The sequence below is a fragment of the Methylobacterium sp. 285MFTsu5.1 genome, from assembly GCF_000383455.1.
Lineage (GTDB): Bacteria > Pseudomonadota > Alphaproteobacteria > Rhizobiales > Beijerinckiaceae > Methylobacterium.
Genome location: NZ_KB911270.1, coordinates 1 through 14,297 on the forward strand (window position 1 = coordinate 1; position 14,297 = coordinate 14,297).

General features: G+C 69.0%; 15 protein-coding genes. 11 read left to right on the top strand and 4 right to left on the bottom strand.

All coding sequences use genetic code 11. The features are described from left to right. The 10 genes from H288_RS0100005 to H288_RS0100050 form a co-directional block, all read left to right on the top strand. Window positions 1-529: transporter substrate-binding protein (locus H288_RS0100005; RefSeq protein ID WP_020090545.1), on the top strand; the 529-nt coding region annotated here is incomplete at its 5' end. 196 nt (window positions 530-725) lie between these two features. Further along, window positions 726-1,652 (top strand): urea ABC transporter permease subunit UrtB, encoded by a 927-nt coding sequence (gene urtB / locus H288_RS0100010; RefSeq protein ID WP_012322399.1) that lies wholly within the window; start codon window positions 726-728, stop codon window positions 1,650-1,652. A 13-nt stretch (window positions 1,653-1,665) separates the two neighbouring features. Beyond that, window positions 1,666-2,838 carry an urea ABC transporter permease subunit UrtC gene (gene urtC / locus H288_RS0100015; RefSeq protein WP_020090546.1) on the top strand — a complete coding sequence of 391 codons (1,173 nt, stop codon included), beginning with the start codon at window positions 1,666-1,668 and terminating at the stop codon, window positions 2,836-2,838. Between the two features lie 7 nt (window positions 2,839-2,845). Beyond that, entirely contained in the window at window positions 2,846-3,631 is a 786-nt protein-coding gene (gene urtD / locus H288_RS0100020; protein ID WP_020090547.1) for an urea ABC transporter ATP-binding protein UrtD, read from the top strand. A gap of 2 nt (window positions 3,632-3,633) precedes the next feature. After that, a complete protein-coding gene (urtE, locus tag H288_RS0100025) occupies window positions 3,634-4,398 on the top strand; it encodes an urea ABC transporter ATP-binding subunit UrtE (RefSeq protein ID WP_020090548.1) in 765 nt (254 codons plus the stop codon). Between the two features lie 9 nt (window positions 4,399-4,407). Continuing rightward, window positions 4,408-5,427 (top strand): alpha/beta fold hydrolase, encoded by a 1,020-nt coding sequence (locus H288_RS0100030; RefSeq protein ID WP_020090549.1) that lies wholly within the window; start codon window positions 4,408-4,410, stop codon window positions 5,425-5,427. 63 nt (window positions 5,428-5,490) lie between these two features. Beyond that, window positions 5,491-6,720 carry a formamidase gene (gene fmdA / locus H288_RS0100035; protein WP_020090550.1) on the top strand — a complete coding sequence of 410 codons (1,230 nt, stop codon included), beginning with the start codon at window positions 5,491-5,493 and terminating at the stop codon, window positions 6,718-6,720. A gap of 126 nt (window positions 6,721-6,846) precedes the next feature. Then, the gene (locus H288_RS0100040; protein ID WP_020090551.1) at window positions 6,847-7,164 is read left to right on the top strand and encodes a zinc ribbon domain-containing protein; all 318 of its coding nucleotides are present in this window, start codon (window positions 6,847-6,849) and stop codon (window positions 7,162-7,164) included. 47 nt (window positions 7,165-7,211) lie between these two features. After that, window positions 7,212-8,267, top strand: coding sequence for an aliphatic amidase (locus tag H288_RS0100045; RefSeq protein WP_020090552.1), 1,056 nt, complete (start codon window positions 7,212-7,214; stop codon window positions 8,265-8,267). 31 nt (window positions 8,268-8,298) lie between these two features. Then, window positions 8,299-8,868, top strand: a complete 570-nt coding sequence (locus H288_RS0100050; protein WP_020090553.1) for an ATP-dependent Clp protease proteolytic subunit — start codon at window positions 8,299-8,301, stop codon at window positions 8,866-8,868. 189 nt (window positions 8,869-9,057) lie between these two features. Here H288_RS0100050 and H288_RS0100055 read toward each other — a convergent pair whose 3' ends face one another. Both H288_RS0100055 and H288_RS0100060 read right to left on the bottom strand, forming a co-directional pair. Continuing rightward, complete coding sequence (locus H288_RS0100055; protein ID WP_020090554.1) at window positions 9,058-11,019, bottom strand: hypothetical protein; 1,962 nt, start codon at window positions 11,017-11,019, stop codon at window positions 9,058-9,060. A 134-nt stretch (window positions 11,020-11,153) separates the two neighbouring features. Next, on the bottom strand, window positions 11,154-11,906 hold the full coding sequence (locus H288_RS0100060; protein ID WP_020090555.1) for an SDR family oxidoreductase: 753 nt from the start codon (window positions 11,904-11,906) through the stop codon (window positions 11,154-11,156). A gap of 111 nt (window positions 11,907-12,017) precedes the next feature. Here H288_RS0100060 and H288_RS0100065 point away from each other — a divergent pair, with 111 nt between their 5' ends. Next, the gene (locus H288_RS0100065; RefSeq protein ID WP_020090556.1) at window positions 12,018-12,911 is read left to right on the top strand and encodes a LysR substrate-binding domain-containing protein; all 894 of its coding nucleotides are present in this window, start codon (window positions 12,018-12,020) and stop codon (window positions 12,909-12,911) included. A gap of 10 nt (window positions 12,912-12,921) precedes the next feature. Here H288_RS0100065 and H288_RS0100070 read toward each other — a convergent pair whose 3' ends face one another. Together H288_RS0100070 and H288_RS0100075 are read right to left on the bottom strand one after the other, a co-directional pair. After that, the gene (locus H288_RS0100070; protein WP_020090557.1) at window positions 12,922-13,863 is read right to left on the bottom strand and encodes a glyoxylate/hydroxypyruvate reductase A; all 942 of its coding nucleotides are present in this window, start codon (window positions 13,861-13,863) and stop codon (window positions 12,922-12,924) included. A gap of 104 nt (window positions 13,864-13,967) precedes the next feature. Next, window positions 13,968-14,255 carry a hypothetical protein gene (locus H288_RS0100075; RefSeq protein WP_244492186.1) on the bottom strand — a complete coding sequence of 96 codons (288 nt, stop codon included), beginning with the start codon at window positions 14,253-14,255 and terminating at the stop codon, window positions 13,968-13,970. Window positions 14,256-14,297 lie beyond the last annotated feature (42 nt).

Below are 14,297 nucleotides of genomic sequence, written 5' to 3' on the forward strand. Positions count from 1 at the left end.
CAAGCCCAAGGTGATCTTCGCCGACGTGGTCGGCGGCTCGAACGTGGCGTTCTACAAGCAGCTCAAGGCGGCGGGCATCGACCTGTCGAAGCAGGTGCTGATGACGATCTCGGTGACCGAGGACGAGATCGACGGCATCGGCGGCGAGAACATCGCCGGGGCCTACGCCTGCATGAAGTACTTCGAGTCGATCCAGAACGAGAACAACAAGGCATTCGTGGCCGCGTTCAAGAAGATGTGGGGCGAGAAGACGGTCATCGGCGACGTGACGCAGGCGGCCTATCTCGGCCCGTTCCTGTGGAAGATGGCCTGCGAGAAGGCCGGCTCGTTCGACGTCGACAAGGTGGTGGCGGCCTCGCCCGGGATCGAGTTCAAGGGCGCGCCGGAAGGCTACGTGAAGATCGACGAGAACCACCATCTCTGGTCGAAGACCCGGGTCGGCCGGGCGAAGCCCGACGGCCAGTTCGAGATCGTCTACACCAGCCCCGAGCTGATCAAGCCCGATCCCTTCCCGAAGGGCTACCAGTAGTCACCTCGTTCGGAGGGGCAAATTAGCCCCTCCCCAGCGTCATCGCGAGCGCAGCGAAGCGACCCAGGGCAGCGAGACTTTCCGGCACGAAGCGCGTCCCTGGATTGCTTCGCTCCGCTCGCAAAGACGGCCCGGTTCGCCCGGAGGCCGTGACGAGTCGGCAGAAGACGCACTCCTTTTGCGGAAGACCGAAACCATGCTCGGCGACTACTCCCTCGGCGACCTCGGCGCGATCTTCGCCATGCAGGGCTTCGCAGGCCTGATCCTGTTCTCCGTCTACCTGCTGATGGCGCTGGGGCTCGCGATCATCTTCGGCCAGATGGGCGTGATCAACATGGCCCACGGGGAGTTCATGATCCTCGGCGCCTACGTCACCTATCTCTGCTCGACCTTCTTCCAGACCTACCTGCCGGCGCTGTTCCCGATCTACTTCTTCATCGCGATGGGCTTGGCGTTCCTCGCCTCCGGGGCTCTGGGCATGCTGGTGGAATGGGGCCTGATCCGGTTCCTCTACAAGCGCCCGCTCGACACGCTGCTCGCCACCTGGGGCCTGTCGCTGATCCTCCAGCAGGCCTACCGGTCGATCTTCGGCGCCCGCGAGGTCGGCGTCGAATTGCCGTCCTGGCTGATCGGCTCGGTGCAGGTCACCGACACGATCGAGATCCCGATCAACGGCCTGTTCGTCATGGCCGTCACCATCCTGATCACCGTCAGCGTCGCGCTGCTGATCTTCCGGTCGCGCTTCGGCCAGCAGGTCCGCGCCGTGATGTCGAACCGCGCCATGGCGGGGGCGGTCGGCATCGATACCGAGAAGGTCGATCGCTACACGTTCGGCCTCGGCTGCGGCATCGCGGGCATCGCCGGCTCGGCCTTCACGATGATCGGCTCGACCGGGCCGACCTCGGGCCAGCTCTACATCGTCGACACCTTCCTGATCGTCGTGTTCGGCGGGGCCGCGAGCCTGCTCGGCACTATCGCGTCGGCCTTCTCGATCTCCCAGACGCAGTCGACCCTGGAGTTCTTCCTCTCCGGCTCGATGGCCAAGGTCATCACCCTGCTCGCGGTGGTCGGCATCCTGATGCTGAGGCCGCAGGGCCTCTTCACCCTCAAGGTCCGGCGCTGAGGATGTTTTCCCGATGACGAACCCGGTCCAGACTCTCACCAAATCCGTCACCGTCAACGACAACCCGTTCATGAAGCCGGTGGAGTGGCTGAGCCTGCTCCTCCTGGCCGGGGTGATCCTGGTCGTCCTGCCGCTGGTGCTCGACAGCTTCCGCCTCAACCTCGTCGGCAAGTACCTCACCTACGCCTTCGTCGCCCTCGGGCTGGTGATCTGCTGGGGCTACGCGGGTATCCTCTCCCTCGGCCAGGGCGTCTTTTTCGGATTGGGCGGCTACTGCATGGCGATGTACTTGAAGCTGGAAGCTTCGAGCATCGAGAATACGAAAATCCAGTCGACTCCCGGCATCCCGGACTTCATGGACTGGAACCAGATCACCGCCCTCCCCTGGTTCTGGCAGCCGTTCAAGAGCCTGCCGCTGACGCTGATCCTGGCGGTCGCCGTCCCGGTCCTGTTCGCGATGCTGATCTCCTTCGCGATGTTCAAGCGCCGGGTCGGCGGCACCTACTTCGCCATCATCACCCAGGCGATTGCCGCGATCCTGACCATCCTGATCGTCGGCCAGCAGGGCTATACCGGCGGCATCAACGGCATCACCGACCTGCGCACCCTCCACGGCTGGGACATCCGCACCGACTCGGCGAAGTTCATCCTGTACTTCGTCAATGGCGGCCTGCTGATCGCCTGCATCCTGGCGGCGCAGTACGTGAAGAAGTCGAAGCTCGGCCGCATCCTCGTCGCCATGCGCGACAAGGAGGACCGGGTCCGGTTCTCCGGCTACTCGGTGGCGGGGTTCAAGGTCTTCGCCTTCTGCTTCGCCGCCGGACTGGCGGCGATCGGCGGCGCGATGTTCACCCTCCAGGTCGGGTTCATGTCGCCCTCCTTCGTGGGCATCGTCCCCTCGATCGAGATGGTGATCTACGCCGCGGTCGGCGGGCGCCTGTCGCTGTTCGGCGCGGTCTGGGGCACGCTGCTCGTCAACTGGGCCAAGACCAGCTTCTCCGAGAGTTTTCCGGATCTCTGGCTGTTCGGCCTCGGCGCCCTGTTCATCGCGGTGGTGCTGGCTTTCCCGAACGGCCTCGCCGGCATCTGGCGCGAGCATATCGAGCCTCGCCTCACCCGCCGGGTGAAGGGGCTGCGCGCCCCGCCGCCCGCCATCGTCCCGCCCCACGGCACTCCGGCCGAGTGAGCAAGCCATGAACGCCGCGATCCTCTCCTCCCCCGTGGTCGGCGCCGAGGCCGCCCCGCCCGACTACCTCCTCGCCGTCGAGGCGCTCACGGTCTCGTTCGACGGGTTCAAGGCGGTGAACGACGTGTCGTTCTACGTCGATCCCGACGAGATCCGGGTGATCATCGGGCCGAACGGCGCCGGCAAGACCACCGTCCTCGACCTGATCTGCGGCCGCACCCGGGCCAGCGCCGGCTCGATCAAGTACAAGGGCCAGGAACTGACCAAGCTCTCCGAGAGCGCGATCGTGCAGGCCGGCGTCGGCCGCAAGTTCCAGACGCCGTCGATCTACGACGACCTGACGGTGTTCGAGAACCTGGAGATCTCGTTCCCCCGCGGCCGCTCGGTGTTCGGCGCGCTGACGTTCAAGCGGGACGCGGAGGTCCGCGACCGCATCCACGCCATCGCCGAGACGATCTTCCTGAAGGACCAGCTGAAGGAGCGGGCCGAATTCCTGAGCCACGGCCAGAAGCAGTGGCTGGAGATCGGCATGCTGCTGATCCAGGACCCGGAGCTGCTGATGCTCGACGAGCCGGTGGCCGGGATGAGCGTCGGCGAGCGGATCAAGACCGCCGAGCTTCTCAACCAGATCATCAAGGGCCGCTCGGTGCTGGTGATCGAGCACGACATGAAGTTCGTCGAGGACATCGCTCACCGGGTGACCGTCCTGCACCAGGGCAAGGTGCTCTCCGAAGGTTCGATGGAGCGGGTCAAGAACGACCCGAAGGTCATCGAAGTGTACCTGGGACATTGACGATGGCGTCGCTCCAGACTGCGCACATCCCTGGCGTCCAGGCGCCCCCGCTGGCCGCGGCCCCGTCCGCGACGCCGGCCCTCGCCGTCGAGGACCTGCACGCCGCCTACGGCCAGAGCGAGGTCCTGCACGGGCTGACCTTCTCGGTGGCGCCCGGCGAGATCGTCGCCGTGATGGGCCGCAACGGCATGGGCAAGACCACGCTGATGAAGACCCTGATGGGCCTCGTGCCGGTCAGGGCCGGCTCGATCCAGGTCGAGGGCGCGGACGTCGCCGGGCTCAAGAGCCACGCCCGGGTCGCCAAGGGCCTCGCCTACGTGCCGCAGGGCCGCATGATCTTCTCGACCATGACGGTGCAGGAGAACATCGAGACCGGCCTGACAGTCACCGGCACCCGGAAGGTGCCGCAGGACCTCTACGACATGTTCCCGGTCCTGCTGGAGATGAAGGGACGGCGCGGCGGCAACCTCTCGGGCGGGCAGCAGCAGCAGCTCGCCATCGCCCGGGCCCTGGCGAGCCGCCCGAAGGTCCTGCTCCTCGACGAGCCGACCGAGGGCATCCAGCCCTCGATCATCCGCGAGATGGGCCGGACCCTGAAGGCGATCCGCGACCAGCGCGGCCTCTCCATCGTCGTTTCCGAGCAGGTCCTGAGCTTCGCACTCGACGTCGCCGACCGGGTGATCGTGCTGGAGAACGGCGCCATCGTCCACGAGGCCCCGCGCGACGGGATCGACGAGGCCGCCGTCGCCCGGTTCCTGTCGGTTTAGGGGCGCAGCATGGCCGATCACGAGATCTTCGAGCTCGGCGACTTCGTGCTCCAGTGCGGCAAGACGCTGCGCGCGGCCAAGCTCGCCTTCAAGACCTTCGGGACGCTGAGCCCAGCCAAGGACAACGCCATCGTCTACCCGACCTGGTACTCGGGCCAGCACACCGAGAACGAATGGCTGATCGGCCCCGGCAAGGCGCTCGACCCGGACAAGTACTTCATCATCATCCCGAACATGTTCGGTAACGGGCTGTCATCCTCGCCGAGCAACACGCCCGCGCCCTGGAACGGGCCGCGCTTTCCCAACGTCACCGCCCACGACAACGTCCGTGCCCAGCACCGCCTCGTCACCGAGCATTTCGGCATCGAGAAACTCGTGCTCGTCACCGGGTGGTCGATGGGCGCGCTCCAGACCTACCACTGGGCGTCGATGTACCCCGACATGGTGCCGAGAATCCTGCCGTTTCAGGGCTCGGCGAAGTGCTCCCGGCATAATTACGTCTTCCTGGAGGGCGCCAAGGCGGCGCTCCAGGCCGACGCCGCCTGGGCGGAGGGCTGGTACACGAGCCCGCCGACCCGGGGCCTGCGCGCCTTCGGCCGGGTCTACGCGGGCTGGGGACTGTCGCAGACCTTCTACCGCCTTGAGGCCGACATCACCCACATGGGCTACGCCTCGCTGGAGGACTTCCTGATCGGGTTCTGGGAAGGCCTGTTCTACGAGCGCGACGCCAACAACCTGCTCGCCATGCTGTGGACGTGGCAGCACGGCGACATCAGCGCCAACGACACCTTCAAGGGCGACTTCAAGGCCGCGCTCGGCGCCATCCGCGCCAAGGCGATCCTGATGCCCGCCTCGACCGATCTCTATTTCCCGCCCGAGGACAACGCCATCGAGGCGACCGCCATGCCGAACGCGGAGCTGCGCGTGATCGACACGTGGTGGGGCCACTTCGCAGGCGGGCCCGGCACCAGCCCGGACGACATCAAGGTCCTCGACGACGCACTGAAAGAGCTGCTCGCGAGCGGGTGAGAGACGCGCAACGGCGCGCGGACGGGGCCTGCCCCGGTTGAGTCAGGGAGCTGGAGACACGAGATGCCCGAGACGCTGATCAAGGTCGATCTCACGCAATCGGCCTACGACAACGACATGGTGCACAACCGCTGGCACCCCGACATCCCGATGGTCGCCTACGTGAAGCCCGGCGCGGACTTCATCGTCGAGACCTACGACTGGACCGGCGGCTTCATCAAGAACAACGATTCCGCCGACGACGTGCGCGACATCGACCTGTCGATCGTGCACTTCCTCTCGGGACCGATCGGCGTCGAGGGTGCCGAGCCCGGTGACCTTCTGGTGGTCGACCTCCTCGACATCGGCGCCAAGCCCGAGAGCCAGTGGGGCTTCAACGGCTTCTTCTCGAAGAAGAACGGCGGCGGCTTCCTCACCGAGCACTTCCCGCAGGCCCAGAAGTCGATCTGGGACTTCGAGGGCATGTTCACGAACTCCCGCCACGTCCCGGGCGTGCGCTTCCCCGGCCTGATCCATCCCGGCCTGATCGGCTGCCTGCCCGATCCCAAGATGCTGGAGACCTGGAACACCCGCGAGAAGGCGCTCTACGACACCGATCCGGAGCGGGTGCCGGCGCTCGCCACCCTGCCCTTCGGCCCGACCGCCCATATGGGCCGCCTGAAGGGCGACGCGAAGGATGCGGCCGCCGCCACCGGCGCCCGCACGGTCCCGCCCCGCGAGCACGGCGGCAATTGCGACATTAAGGATCTGTCGCGCGGCTCGAAGATCTACTTCCCGGTTTACGTGCCCGGCGCCGGCCTCTCCATGGGCGACCTGCATTTCAGCCAGGGCGACGGCGAGATCACCTTCTGCGGCGCCATCGAGATGGCCGGCTGGGTGCACCTCAAGGTCGAGCTGATCAAGGACGGCATGGCCAAGTACGGGATCAAGAACCCGATCTTCAAGCCGTCGCCGATCACGCCGAAATACGACGACCACTTGATCTTCGAGGGCATCTCGGTCGACGAGAGCGGCGGCCAGCACTACCTCGACGTCCACATCGCCTACCGGCAGGCCTGCCTGAACGCGATCGAGTACCTGAAGAAGTTCGGCTACTCGGGCGCGCAGGCCTACTCGATCCTCGGCACGGCGCCGGTTCAGGGCCACATCTCGGGCGTCGTCGACATCCCGAACGCCTGCGCGACGCTCTGGATACCCACCAAGATCTTCGAGTTCGACATCAACCCCGGCGCCGACGGACCGACCAAGTTCCTCGACGGCTCGGTGCAGATGCCGCTCTCGCCGGATCTCTGACCCTCCGGTCGTCCGGTGGGCACCTCGGTCTCACCGGACGCGACCTGCCCCCTCTCCCGTGCGGGAGAGGGGACCCGCGATCCGTCGGCACCGTTCGCACCTCTCAAGACCCTGCTGGAAGCACCCATGCCCGTCTACGACTACGCCTGCGAGGCCTGCGGGCCCTTCACGGTGATGCGGCCGATGGCGGAGTTCCGCGAGCCGCACGCCTGCCCGGATTGCGGCGGCACGAGCCAGCGCGCCTTCCTCACCGCGCCGCGCATCGCCGGCATGGATGCGGGGCTGCGGGCCGCCCACGCCACTAACGAGCGCAGCCGCCACGCTCCCCGGCGCTCGGGCAGTCACGGGGCCGGCTGCGGCTGCTGCTCGCCCAAGAAGGCTACCGCGGCGCCTGCCGCCGCCAAGAGTTTCCCGAAGGCGCGGCCCTGGATGATCAGCCACTGAGCCGCCCTCAACCGGGGGGACGATCAAGGTCAGGAGGACATCACGCCATGATGCACGGAGACATCTCGTCCAGCCAGGACAGCGTCGGCGTCGCCGTCGTGAACTACAAGATGCCGCGCCTGCACACCCGCGCGGAGGTGCTGGAGAACGCCAAGGCGATCGGCAAGATGATCGTCGGCATGAAGACCGGCCTGCCCGGCCTCGACCTCGTGATCTTCCCCGAATACTCGACCCACGGCATCATGTACGACGCCGCCGAGATGTACGAGACCGCCTCGACGGTCCCGGGCGCGGAGACCGAGGTGTTCGCCGCCGCCTGCCGGGAGGCCAAGGTCTGGGGTGTGTTCTCGCTCACCGGCGAGCGCCACGAGGAGCACCCGCACAAGGCGCCCTACAACACCCTGATCCTGATGAACGACCAGGGCGAGATCGTGCAGAAGTACCGCAAGATCATGCCCTGGACCCCGATCGAGGGCTGGTATCCGGGCGACCGCACCTACGTGTCGGACGGGCCGAAGGGGCTGAAGATCAGCCTGATCATCTGCGACGACGGCAACTATCCCGAGATCTGGCGCGACTGCGCCATGCGGGGCGCCGAGCTGATCATCCGCTGCCAGGGCTACATGTATCCGGCCAAGGAGCAGCAGGTCGTCATCTCGAAGGCGATGGCCTTCGCCAACAACACCTACGTGGCGGTGGCCAACGCGGCCGGCTTCGACGGCGTCTACACCTATTTCGGCCACTCCGCGATCATCGGCTTCGACGGCCGCACGCTCGGCGAGTGCGGCGAGGAGGAGATGGGCATCCAGTACGCCGCCCTGTCGAAATTCCTGATCCGGGACTTCCGCGCCCACGGCCAGTCGGAGAACCACCTCTTCAAGCTGCTGCATCGCGGCTACACGGGCATGATCAACTCGAAGGAGAACCGGCACGGGATGTCGGAATGCCCCTACGACTTCTACCGGCGCTGGATCGAGGATCCCGACGGAACCCGCGACGCCGTCCGGGCCATTACCCGCCAGAGCGTCGGCACGGAGGAATGCCCGATCGAGGGCATCCCGTTCGTGGGCAAGGGCGCGGGCGCGCCCGACCCAGCGCGCTGACCAGCCGGCCGGTCGCGCGACCAGGAGGACCATGGACACGACTCCCCTCGGCCCCACCGCCTTCCGGGCCCCGGCCGTCCTGCTCTCCGGACCGGTCGACTACGACATGTACAAGGACTTCCGCCGCCAGCTCGACGCGGCGGGGGACCGCGACCTCGTCGTCGTCGAGCTGACGACGCTCGGCGGCGACCCGGAGGTCGCCCGGATGATGGGCGAGGACATCCGCTTCAACAGCGCGATGGATCCGAACCGGCGATTCGTCTTCCTCGGCAAGGCCGCGATCTACTCGGCCGGCACGACCTTCATGAGCTTCTTCGCCCGGCCCAACCGGTATCTCACCTGCGGGACGCGGCTGATGATCCACGAGCGCAAGATGAACAAGCAGCTCCAGGTCGAGGGACCGCTCACCACCTGCATCGCCTCCGTGAAGGCGACGCTCAACGAGATCCTGTGCTCGATCGAGATCCAGAACGAGGGCTTCGCCAACCTGATCCAGGGCTCTGACGTCACCCTCGACGAGGTGCTCGAGAAGGCACCGTCGAACTGGTACCTCGAGGCCGAGGAGGCCAAGCGGCGCGGCCTGATCGAGGCGGTGATCTGAGCCGCGTCTTTGCCAACGCAGTGAAGCAACCCAGGGCGGCGCGACACCGGCGCGCGCGGCGCTGCTGGATCGCTTCGCCCCGCCCGCGAGGACGATGAGATTTCACAGCGCCGGGTAACAGGGCCCGAGGCTGACCAAGACCGGGGTGAGGGTCCGCGACATGGGAGATCCGGCTCGCGGGCGGCGCGGTCAGGGCGTCGCGGCCGGCTCCGTCAGGCGATCGACCGAGAGCAGGTACGCGATCAGCGCCGTCTGCTCTTCGCGCGAGACGCCCGAGCCGGCATCCACCCAGTAGGCGTGCCCCTTGCCGGTCACGCGGGCGATCCGCGCCGTGTCCGAGGCCGCGTTGGCGGCGATCACCTTCGCCCGGAGATCCCGGTCGACCAGGGCGCGCAGGCTGTTGGCGGGATCGGGGGTGACGCCCCGGTACAGCGTGCCCGGGACGCCGAGCTGGCCCTCGGCATCGGGACCGACCGCGATGCCGGAATCGTGCAGGTACGGCGCCGTCCAGGCGAGGCCCACGAGATTCGGCACCTTGTAGCCGCCCTCCGTGCCCCCCTGCCCCCAGGCGAGCTGCACCTGGGCGAGGGCGTTGCCCGCGAGCGGCACCGGGACGATGACCGGGTCGGCCGGGGTCGGGAACGGCGTGTCGGCGGCGAACATCGCCGGCGCCGACAGGCGCGCCTCCATCTTGGCGCCCGCCCGCGCCCGGGTCGGCTCGGTACCGATCTCGGCCTCCGGTACGACCCGGTGGTTGGTGAGCGCCGGGCCGGAATGGCAGCTGCCGCAGCCGGCCTTCTCGAACACCGCGCGGCCCGCGCGGACCCGGTCGGGATCCTGCCCGGCGGCCGGCGGGTGCAGCAGGTTCTGGAAGGCCGACATGGCGTTGTTGGCGTGGTTGACCGGCTCCCCGGGCACGGACGTGAACAGGCCGTTGTCGGTGACGTAGTTGGTCGCCGGATAGGTCGGCAGCACCGCGTAGCTATTCAGCCCCGGCGAGGCCGGGGTCGGATCGACGCTGCGCAGCACCTCCGACGGGCTCCGGCCGCCGTCGGGCCTGTAGCGGAACGCCTCCGTGGCCGAGCCGCGCAGCACGATCCCGAGATACGTCTCGGGATCCATGCCGAACAGCCAGGGCGCGGCGGCGGCGAGCTGGGTCGTGTCGGAATTAGCCGCGTGGACGTTGTTGTTGAGCGAGGACAGGCCCGCGAAGGGCCCGATCGCCTCGCGCCCGCTCCAGCTGTAGGGCTCGCCGTGCGCCGAGAAGCTTGACGGGATCGAGGTCGGGTTGGTGACCCGGTCGGCGGACGAGTCGAAGCTGCCCGGCGGCCAGCTCGCCACCTGCACCTTCGTGGCCGCCTCGACGGAAGCGGCGTCCGGGAGCGCCGGCCCCGTGCCGGTCGAGCCGGTATGCTGCGGTTCAGCGGGGGGCTTGGCATCGGCCTCCGGCACGCTGGCGTGCATGAAGTAGGCCGAGGAGTTCTTCGCGAGTGCCATCAGCAGGCCGGCATTGAGGTCGGTGTTGGGCGCGCCCTCTACGACCCTGCCGGTGCCGGGATCGACCGCCGCGTGGCACAGGGCGCAGGTGATCCCCATGCGCAGGTGGCCGCGGTCGTAGAAGGTCTTGATCCCGATGATGAAGGCGCCGCCCTTCGGCACGTCGAGCCCGGTCGGGACCAGCTCGCCCGCCCGGTAGACGCGGTCGCCGACGCGCACGTCCCTGGCCATGGCAACTTTGAGATCGGTGGTGCCCTGGCCACCGAGCTTGGCCACCGCCAGGGCGACCTGCGTGGGAGTCAGGCCGCCGTCGAGCATGCCCATGACGTCGGTGAGGAAGACCTCGTTGCCGAACGTCTCCTGATAGAAGGCCTGCCGGCCGCGCTCGACCATGGCAGGATCGATCGCGACCGCACCGGTCTTCGGCGAGAGTTCCTTCCGTCCGGCCTCGGTGCCGCTGAGCCGGTCGGCCTCCGCGCGCGAGACGCGGCGGCCGAGGATGTCGAAGGCGGTCTGGATCGGGTAGCGGTCCGGGTTGAGCAGGTCCGCCCGGTCGGGCATCGGCGCGTAGCTGAAGCGGCCGACGCCCAGGGCGACGCCGGCCGCGACGGTCACCAGACCGGCGGTGATCAGGATGCGGCGCGGCCAGCCCATGGAAACCGTTTGTCCTTCCCGGCGCCCGCCCGCGAGGAAGCGGGACCGGAGGGCCGGGCCTTTAACCGCCGGCCATTGCCAGGGTTCACGGGGGCGGCCGGGACCGGGTGTCGCGTCCCGGCCGCCCCGAACCCTCAGATCTGGACCTGCCCGCCGTCGGCGAACAGCTCGACGCCGTTGACGAAGCTCGCCGCGTCCGAGGCGAGGAACAGCACCGCCTGGGCGATCTCCTCGGGCCGGCCGACGCGGCCGGCCGGGATCTGGCCGGCGAGGACATCCTTGGTGGCCGCCGCCTGATCGCCGCCGCCGAAGAGCTCGTCGAGGCCGGCGGTCTCGGTCACGCCCGGGCTGATCGTGTTCACTCGGATGCGCCGGTCCTTCAGGTCGAGGATCCAGTTCCGGGCGAAGTTGCGCACGGCCGCCTTGGTGGCCGAGTAGACGCTGAAGGCCGGCGTGCCCGAACTGCCGGTGGTCGATCCGGTGAGGACGATCGCGGCTCCGTCCCGCAGGAGCGGCAGCGCCTTCTGCACGGTGAAGAGCACGCCCTTCACGTTGGTGTCGAAGATGCTCTGATAATGCGCCTCGGTGATCGCGCCGAGCGGCGCGAAGCTGCCGCCGCCGGCATTGGCGAAGACCACGTCGATCTGCGCGTGCTTCTGCTGGACCGCGTCGTACAGGCGGTCGATGTCGGCGAGGTTCGCCATGTCGCCGCGCACGCCCGTGATCCGGCCGCCGATCCGCTTCACCGCCGCGTCGAGCGCCTCCTGGCGGCGACCGGTGATGAACACCGAGGCCCCCTCGTCCACGAAGGCCTGGGCGGTCGCGAGGCCGATGCCGCTGGTGCCGCCGGTCACCACCACCACCTTGTCCTGAAACCTGCCGGTCATCGTCGTTCTCCGCTGTTCGGCGCCGCGCGCGCCGCTGGTCGGAGAGATGCCGCCGGAACGATGGTGCGGGTAGTCGGCGATTGTGGCATCCAGCGTTCCACAGGAGGAACGATGGTCCGCGCCGATCTCAACGACTACGTCTACTTCGCCGAGGTCGTCGCGCATGGCGGCTTCGCCGCGGCCGGCCGGGCGCTGCACCAGCCGAAGTCGAAGCTGAGCCGCCGCATCGCGGCCCTGGAGGCGCGCCTGGGCGCCCGCCTGATCGAGCGGTCGAGCCGGCGCTTCCGCGTGACCGAGGTCGGCCAGGGGTTCTACGAGCGCTGCCGGGCGATGATGCTCGAGGCGGAGCGGGCCGAGGCGCTGGTCGCGGAGGCGCAGACCGAGCCGCACGGGCGGATCCGCATGAGCTGTCCCACGGGCCTCACCGACATCGTCGCGGCGCGCGTCCGCGGATTCCTAGTCCGATACCCGAAGGTGCGGCTGCAGCTGGTCGTGACCGACCGGCCCGTCGACCTGATCGAGGAGCGGATCGACGTGGCGCTGCGGGTCCGACGGGACCTGACGAGCGACGCGTCGCTGACCATGCGCACGCTCGGAACCTCGCGGTGGATCCTGGTCGCCGCGCCGCGGATCGCGCGCGGCCTCGGCCCCGACATCGCCGCGCTCGGCGCGGTCCCGACCCTCGGCACACGCGACGATCCCGGCGAGGCGGAGTGGCGGCTGGAGCACCGGGACGGCACGATCTTCACCCTGCGCCACGAGCCGCGCCTGACCTGCGGCGACTTCGCCGCGCTGTGCGACGCGGCCGCCGACGGCCTCGGGGTCGCGTTCCTGCCCGACCACGCCTGCACCGATGCCGTCGCGGCCGGCCGGCTCGTGCCCGTCTACCCGGACTGGCAGGGTCAGCCCGGGATCGTGCACATCGTCTTCACGACCCGGCGCGGGCTGCCGCCGGCCGTGCGGGTGCTGATCGACCACCTCGCGGCGACATTCCCGAAGCTGTGAGGCGCGCGCCCTAGTATCCGCGCGCCGAGTCGACGCCGTCCGGCACCTGGCCGGTCCGCCGATAGGCCCTCAGGTTGGCCGCCACCGTGGCGGCCGCCGAATCCATGTCGGTCGGCCCCGAGACGTGCGGCAGCACCGTCACGCCGGGATGCGACCACAGCGGCGACTCCGCCGGCAGGGGCTCGACCGCGAAGACGTCGAGCACGGCGTGGGCCAGATGGCACTTGTCCAGGGCGGCGATCAGGTCCTCGGTGACGACGATCGGTCCGCGGGCGAAGTTGATCAGCGCGGCGCCGGGCTTCAGGGCGGCGAGGCGCTCGGCGTTCACGAGGCCCCGCGTCTCCGGCGTCAGCGGCACGAGGCAGACGAGGATGTCGCACCGGCCGAGCATCGCCGGGAGGTCGTCAGCGCCGTGGAACGTCTCGAGGTCCGGCACCGCCTTGGGGCTGCGGCTCCAGCCGACGACGCGGAAGCCGGCTCCAGTGAGCCGCTCCGCCGCCGCGGTCCCGAGCGCCCCGAGGCCGAGCAGGCCCACCGTCGTCTCGGACGGCTTGAGGTAGGCGTGCGGGCGCCAGACTCGGTCGCGCTGCTGGCGGGCGTAGGCCGGCATGTCGCGCTGGAGATAGTAGGTCCAGGCCAGCACGGCCTCGGCCATGGTGCGGGCCATCTCGCGGTCGACGAGGCGGACGATCGGCAGCGGCCGGTCGAAGGCACCGACGAGCTTCTCGACCCCGGCCCACAGGCTCTGCACCCAGACGAGGCCCGGCAGCGCCGCGACCTCGGCCGGATCGGGGTTGGCCACGACGGCGACCCGCGCGGCCGCCCGGGCCGCGTCGTCCATCGACCGGAACGGGATCAGGCGTTCCTCGGGCATGGCCGCCGAGAGGATCCGCAGGTACTCCGCCTCCTGATCCGGCCCCTTGCACCCGACCAGGGCGATCGCCTCCGCCATCTAAATCCTCCGCACCGTACCGCTCGGCCCGTCCACGCGCGGGCGAAGCAGGCGCTGTGCCTGACGGGATCCGGATCGTCGAGATGGGTCGGGCGCCGGCTCCGTCAGCGCGCCTCGATCAGCGCCGGGTAGACGAGGCGGACGTTGCGCCGATCCTCGGGGATCGCGGTCTCCGCCCGCTTGCGGATGCTGCCGGTCGTCGCCGCCACGACGGGCTCGGTCGGCCGCAGGCGCCAGCGCTCGGCCGCCTGGATCGCGACGCGGGGCTTGGGCCGTTCGAGGTGCCGGTCCGCGCCCTCGGTGGGGGCGGTCGCGAGCCCGCCGAGCGTCATCGCGGCCAGCAGGGCGTAGCGGGGCCAGGATCGGCGGGGACGGGCGGGACTGGAAGGCATGGGAGGGGCACCGCGTGGACCTCCCTGTTCTGCGCCGCGCAC

Excerpts from the sequence above, each read along its gene's own strand:
- urtB (WP_012322399.1), top strand. The coding sequence starts at position 726 with ATGCTCGGCGACTACTCCCTCGGCGACCTCGGCGCGATCTTCGCCATG.
- urtC (WP_020090546.1), top strand. The coding sequence starts at position 1,666 with ATGACGAACCCGGTCCAGACTCTCACCAAATCCGTCACCGTCAACGAC.
- urtD (WP_020090547.1), top strand. The coding sequence starts at position 2,846 with ATGAACGCCGCGATCCTCTCCTCCCCCGTGGTCGGCGCCGAGGCCGCC.
- urtE (WP_020090548.1), top strand. The coding sequence starts at position 3,634 with ATGGCGTCGCTCCAGACTGCGCACATCCCTGGCGTCCAGGCGCCCCCG.
- H288_RS0100030 (WP_020090549.1), top strand. The coding sequence starts at position 4,408 with ATGGCCGATCACGAGATCTTCGAGCTCGGCGACTTCGTGCTCCAGTGC.
- fmdA (WP_020090550.1), top strand. The coding sequence starts at position 5,491 with ATGCCCGAGACGCTGATCAAGGTCGATCTCACGCAATCGGCCTACGAC.
- H288_RS0100040 (WP_020090551.1), top strand. The coding sequence starts at position 6,847 with ATGCCCGTCTACGACTACGCCTGCGAGGCCTGCGGGCCCTTCACGGTG.
- H288_RS0100045 (WP_020090552.1), top strand. The coding sequence starts at position 7,212 with ATGATGCACGGAGACATCTCGTCCAGCCAGGACAGCGTCGGCGTCGCC.
- H288_RS0100050 (WP_020090553.1), top strand. The coding sequence starts at position 8,299 with ATGGACACGACTCCCCTCGGCCCCACCGCCTTCCGGGCCCCGGCCGTC.
- H288_RS0100055 (WP_020090554.1), bottom strand. The coding sequence starts at position 11,019 with ATGGGCTGGCCGCGCCGCATCCTGATCACCGCCGGTCTGGTGACCGTC.
- H288_RS0100060 (WP_020090555.1), bottom strand. The coding sequence starts at position 11,906 with ATGACCGGCAGGTTTCAGGACAAGGTGGTGGTGGTGACCGGCGGCACC.
- H288_RS0100065 (WP_020090556.1), top strand. The coding sequence starts at position 12,018 with ATGGTCCGCGCCGATCTCAACGACTACGTCTACTTCGCCGAGGTCGTC.
- H288_RS0100070 (WP_020090557.1), bottom strand. The coding sequence starts at position 13,863 with ATGGCGGAGGCGATCGCCCTGGTCGGGTGCAAGGGGCCGGATCAGGAG.
- H288_RS0100075 (WP_244492186.1), bottom strand. The coding sequence starts at position 14,255 with ATGCCTTCCAGTCCCGCCCGTCCCCGCCGATCCTGGCCCCGCTACGCC.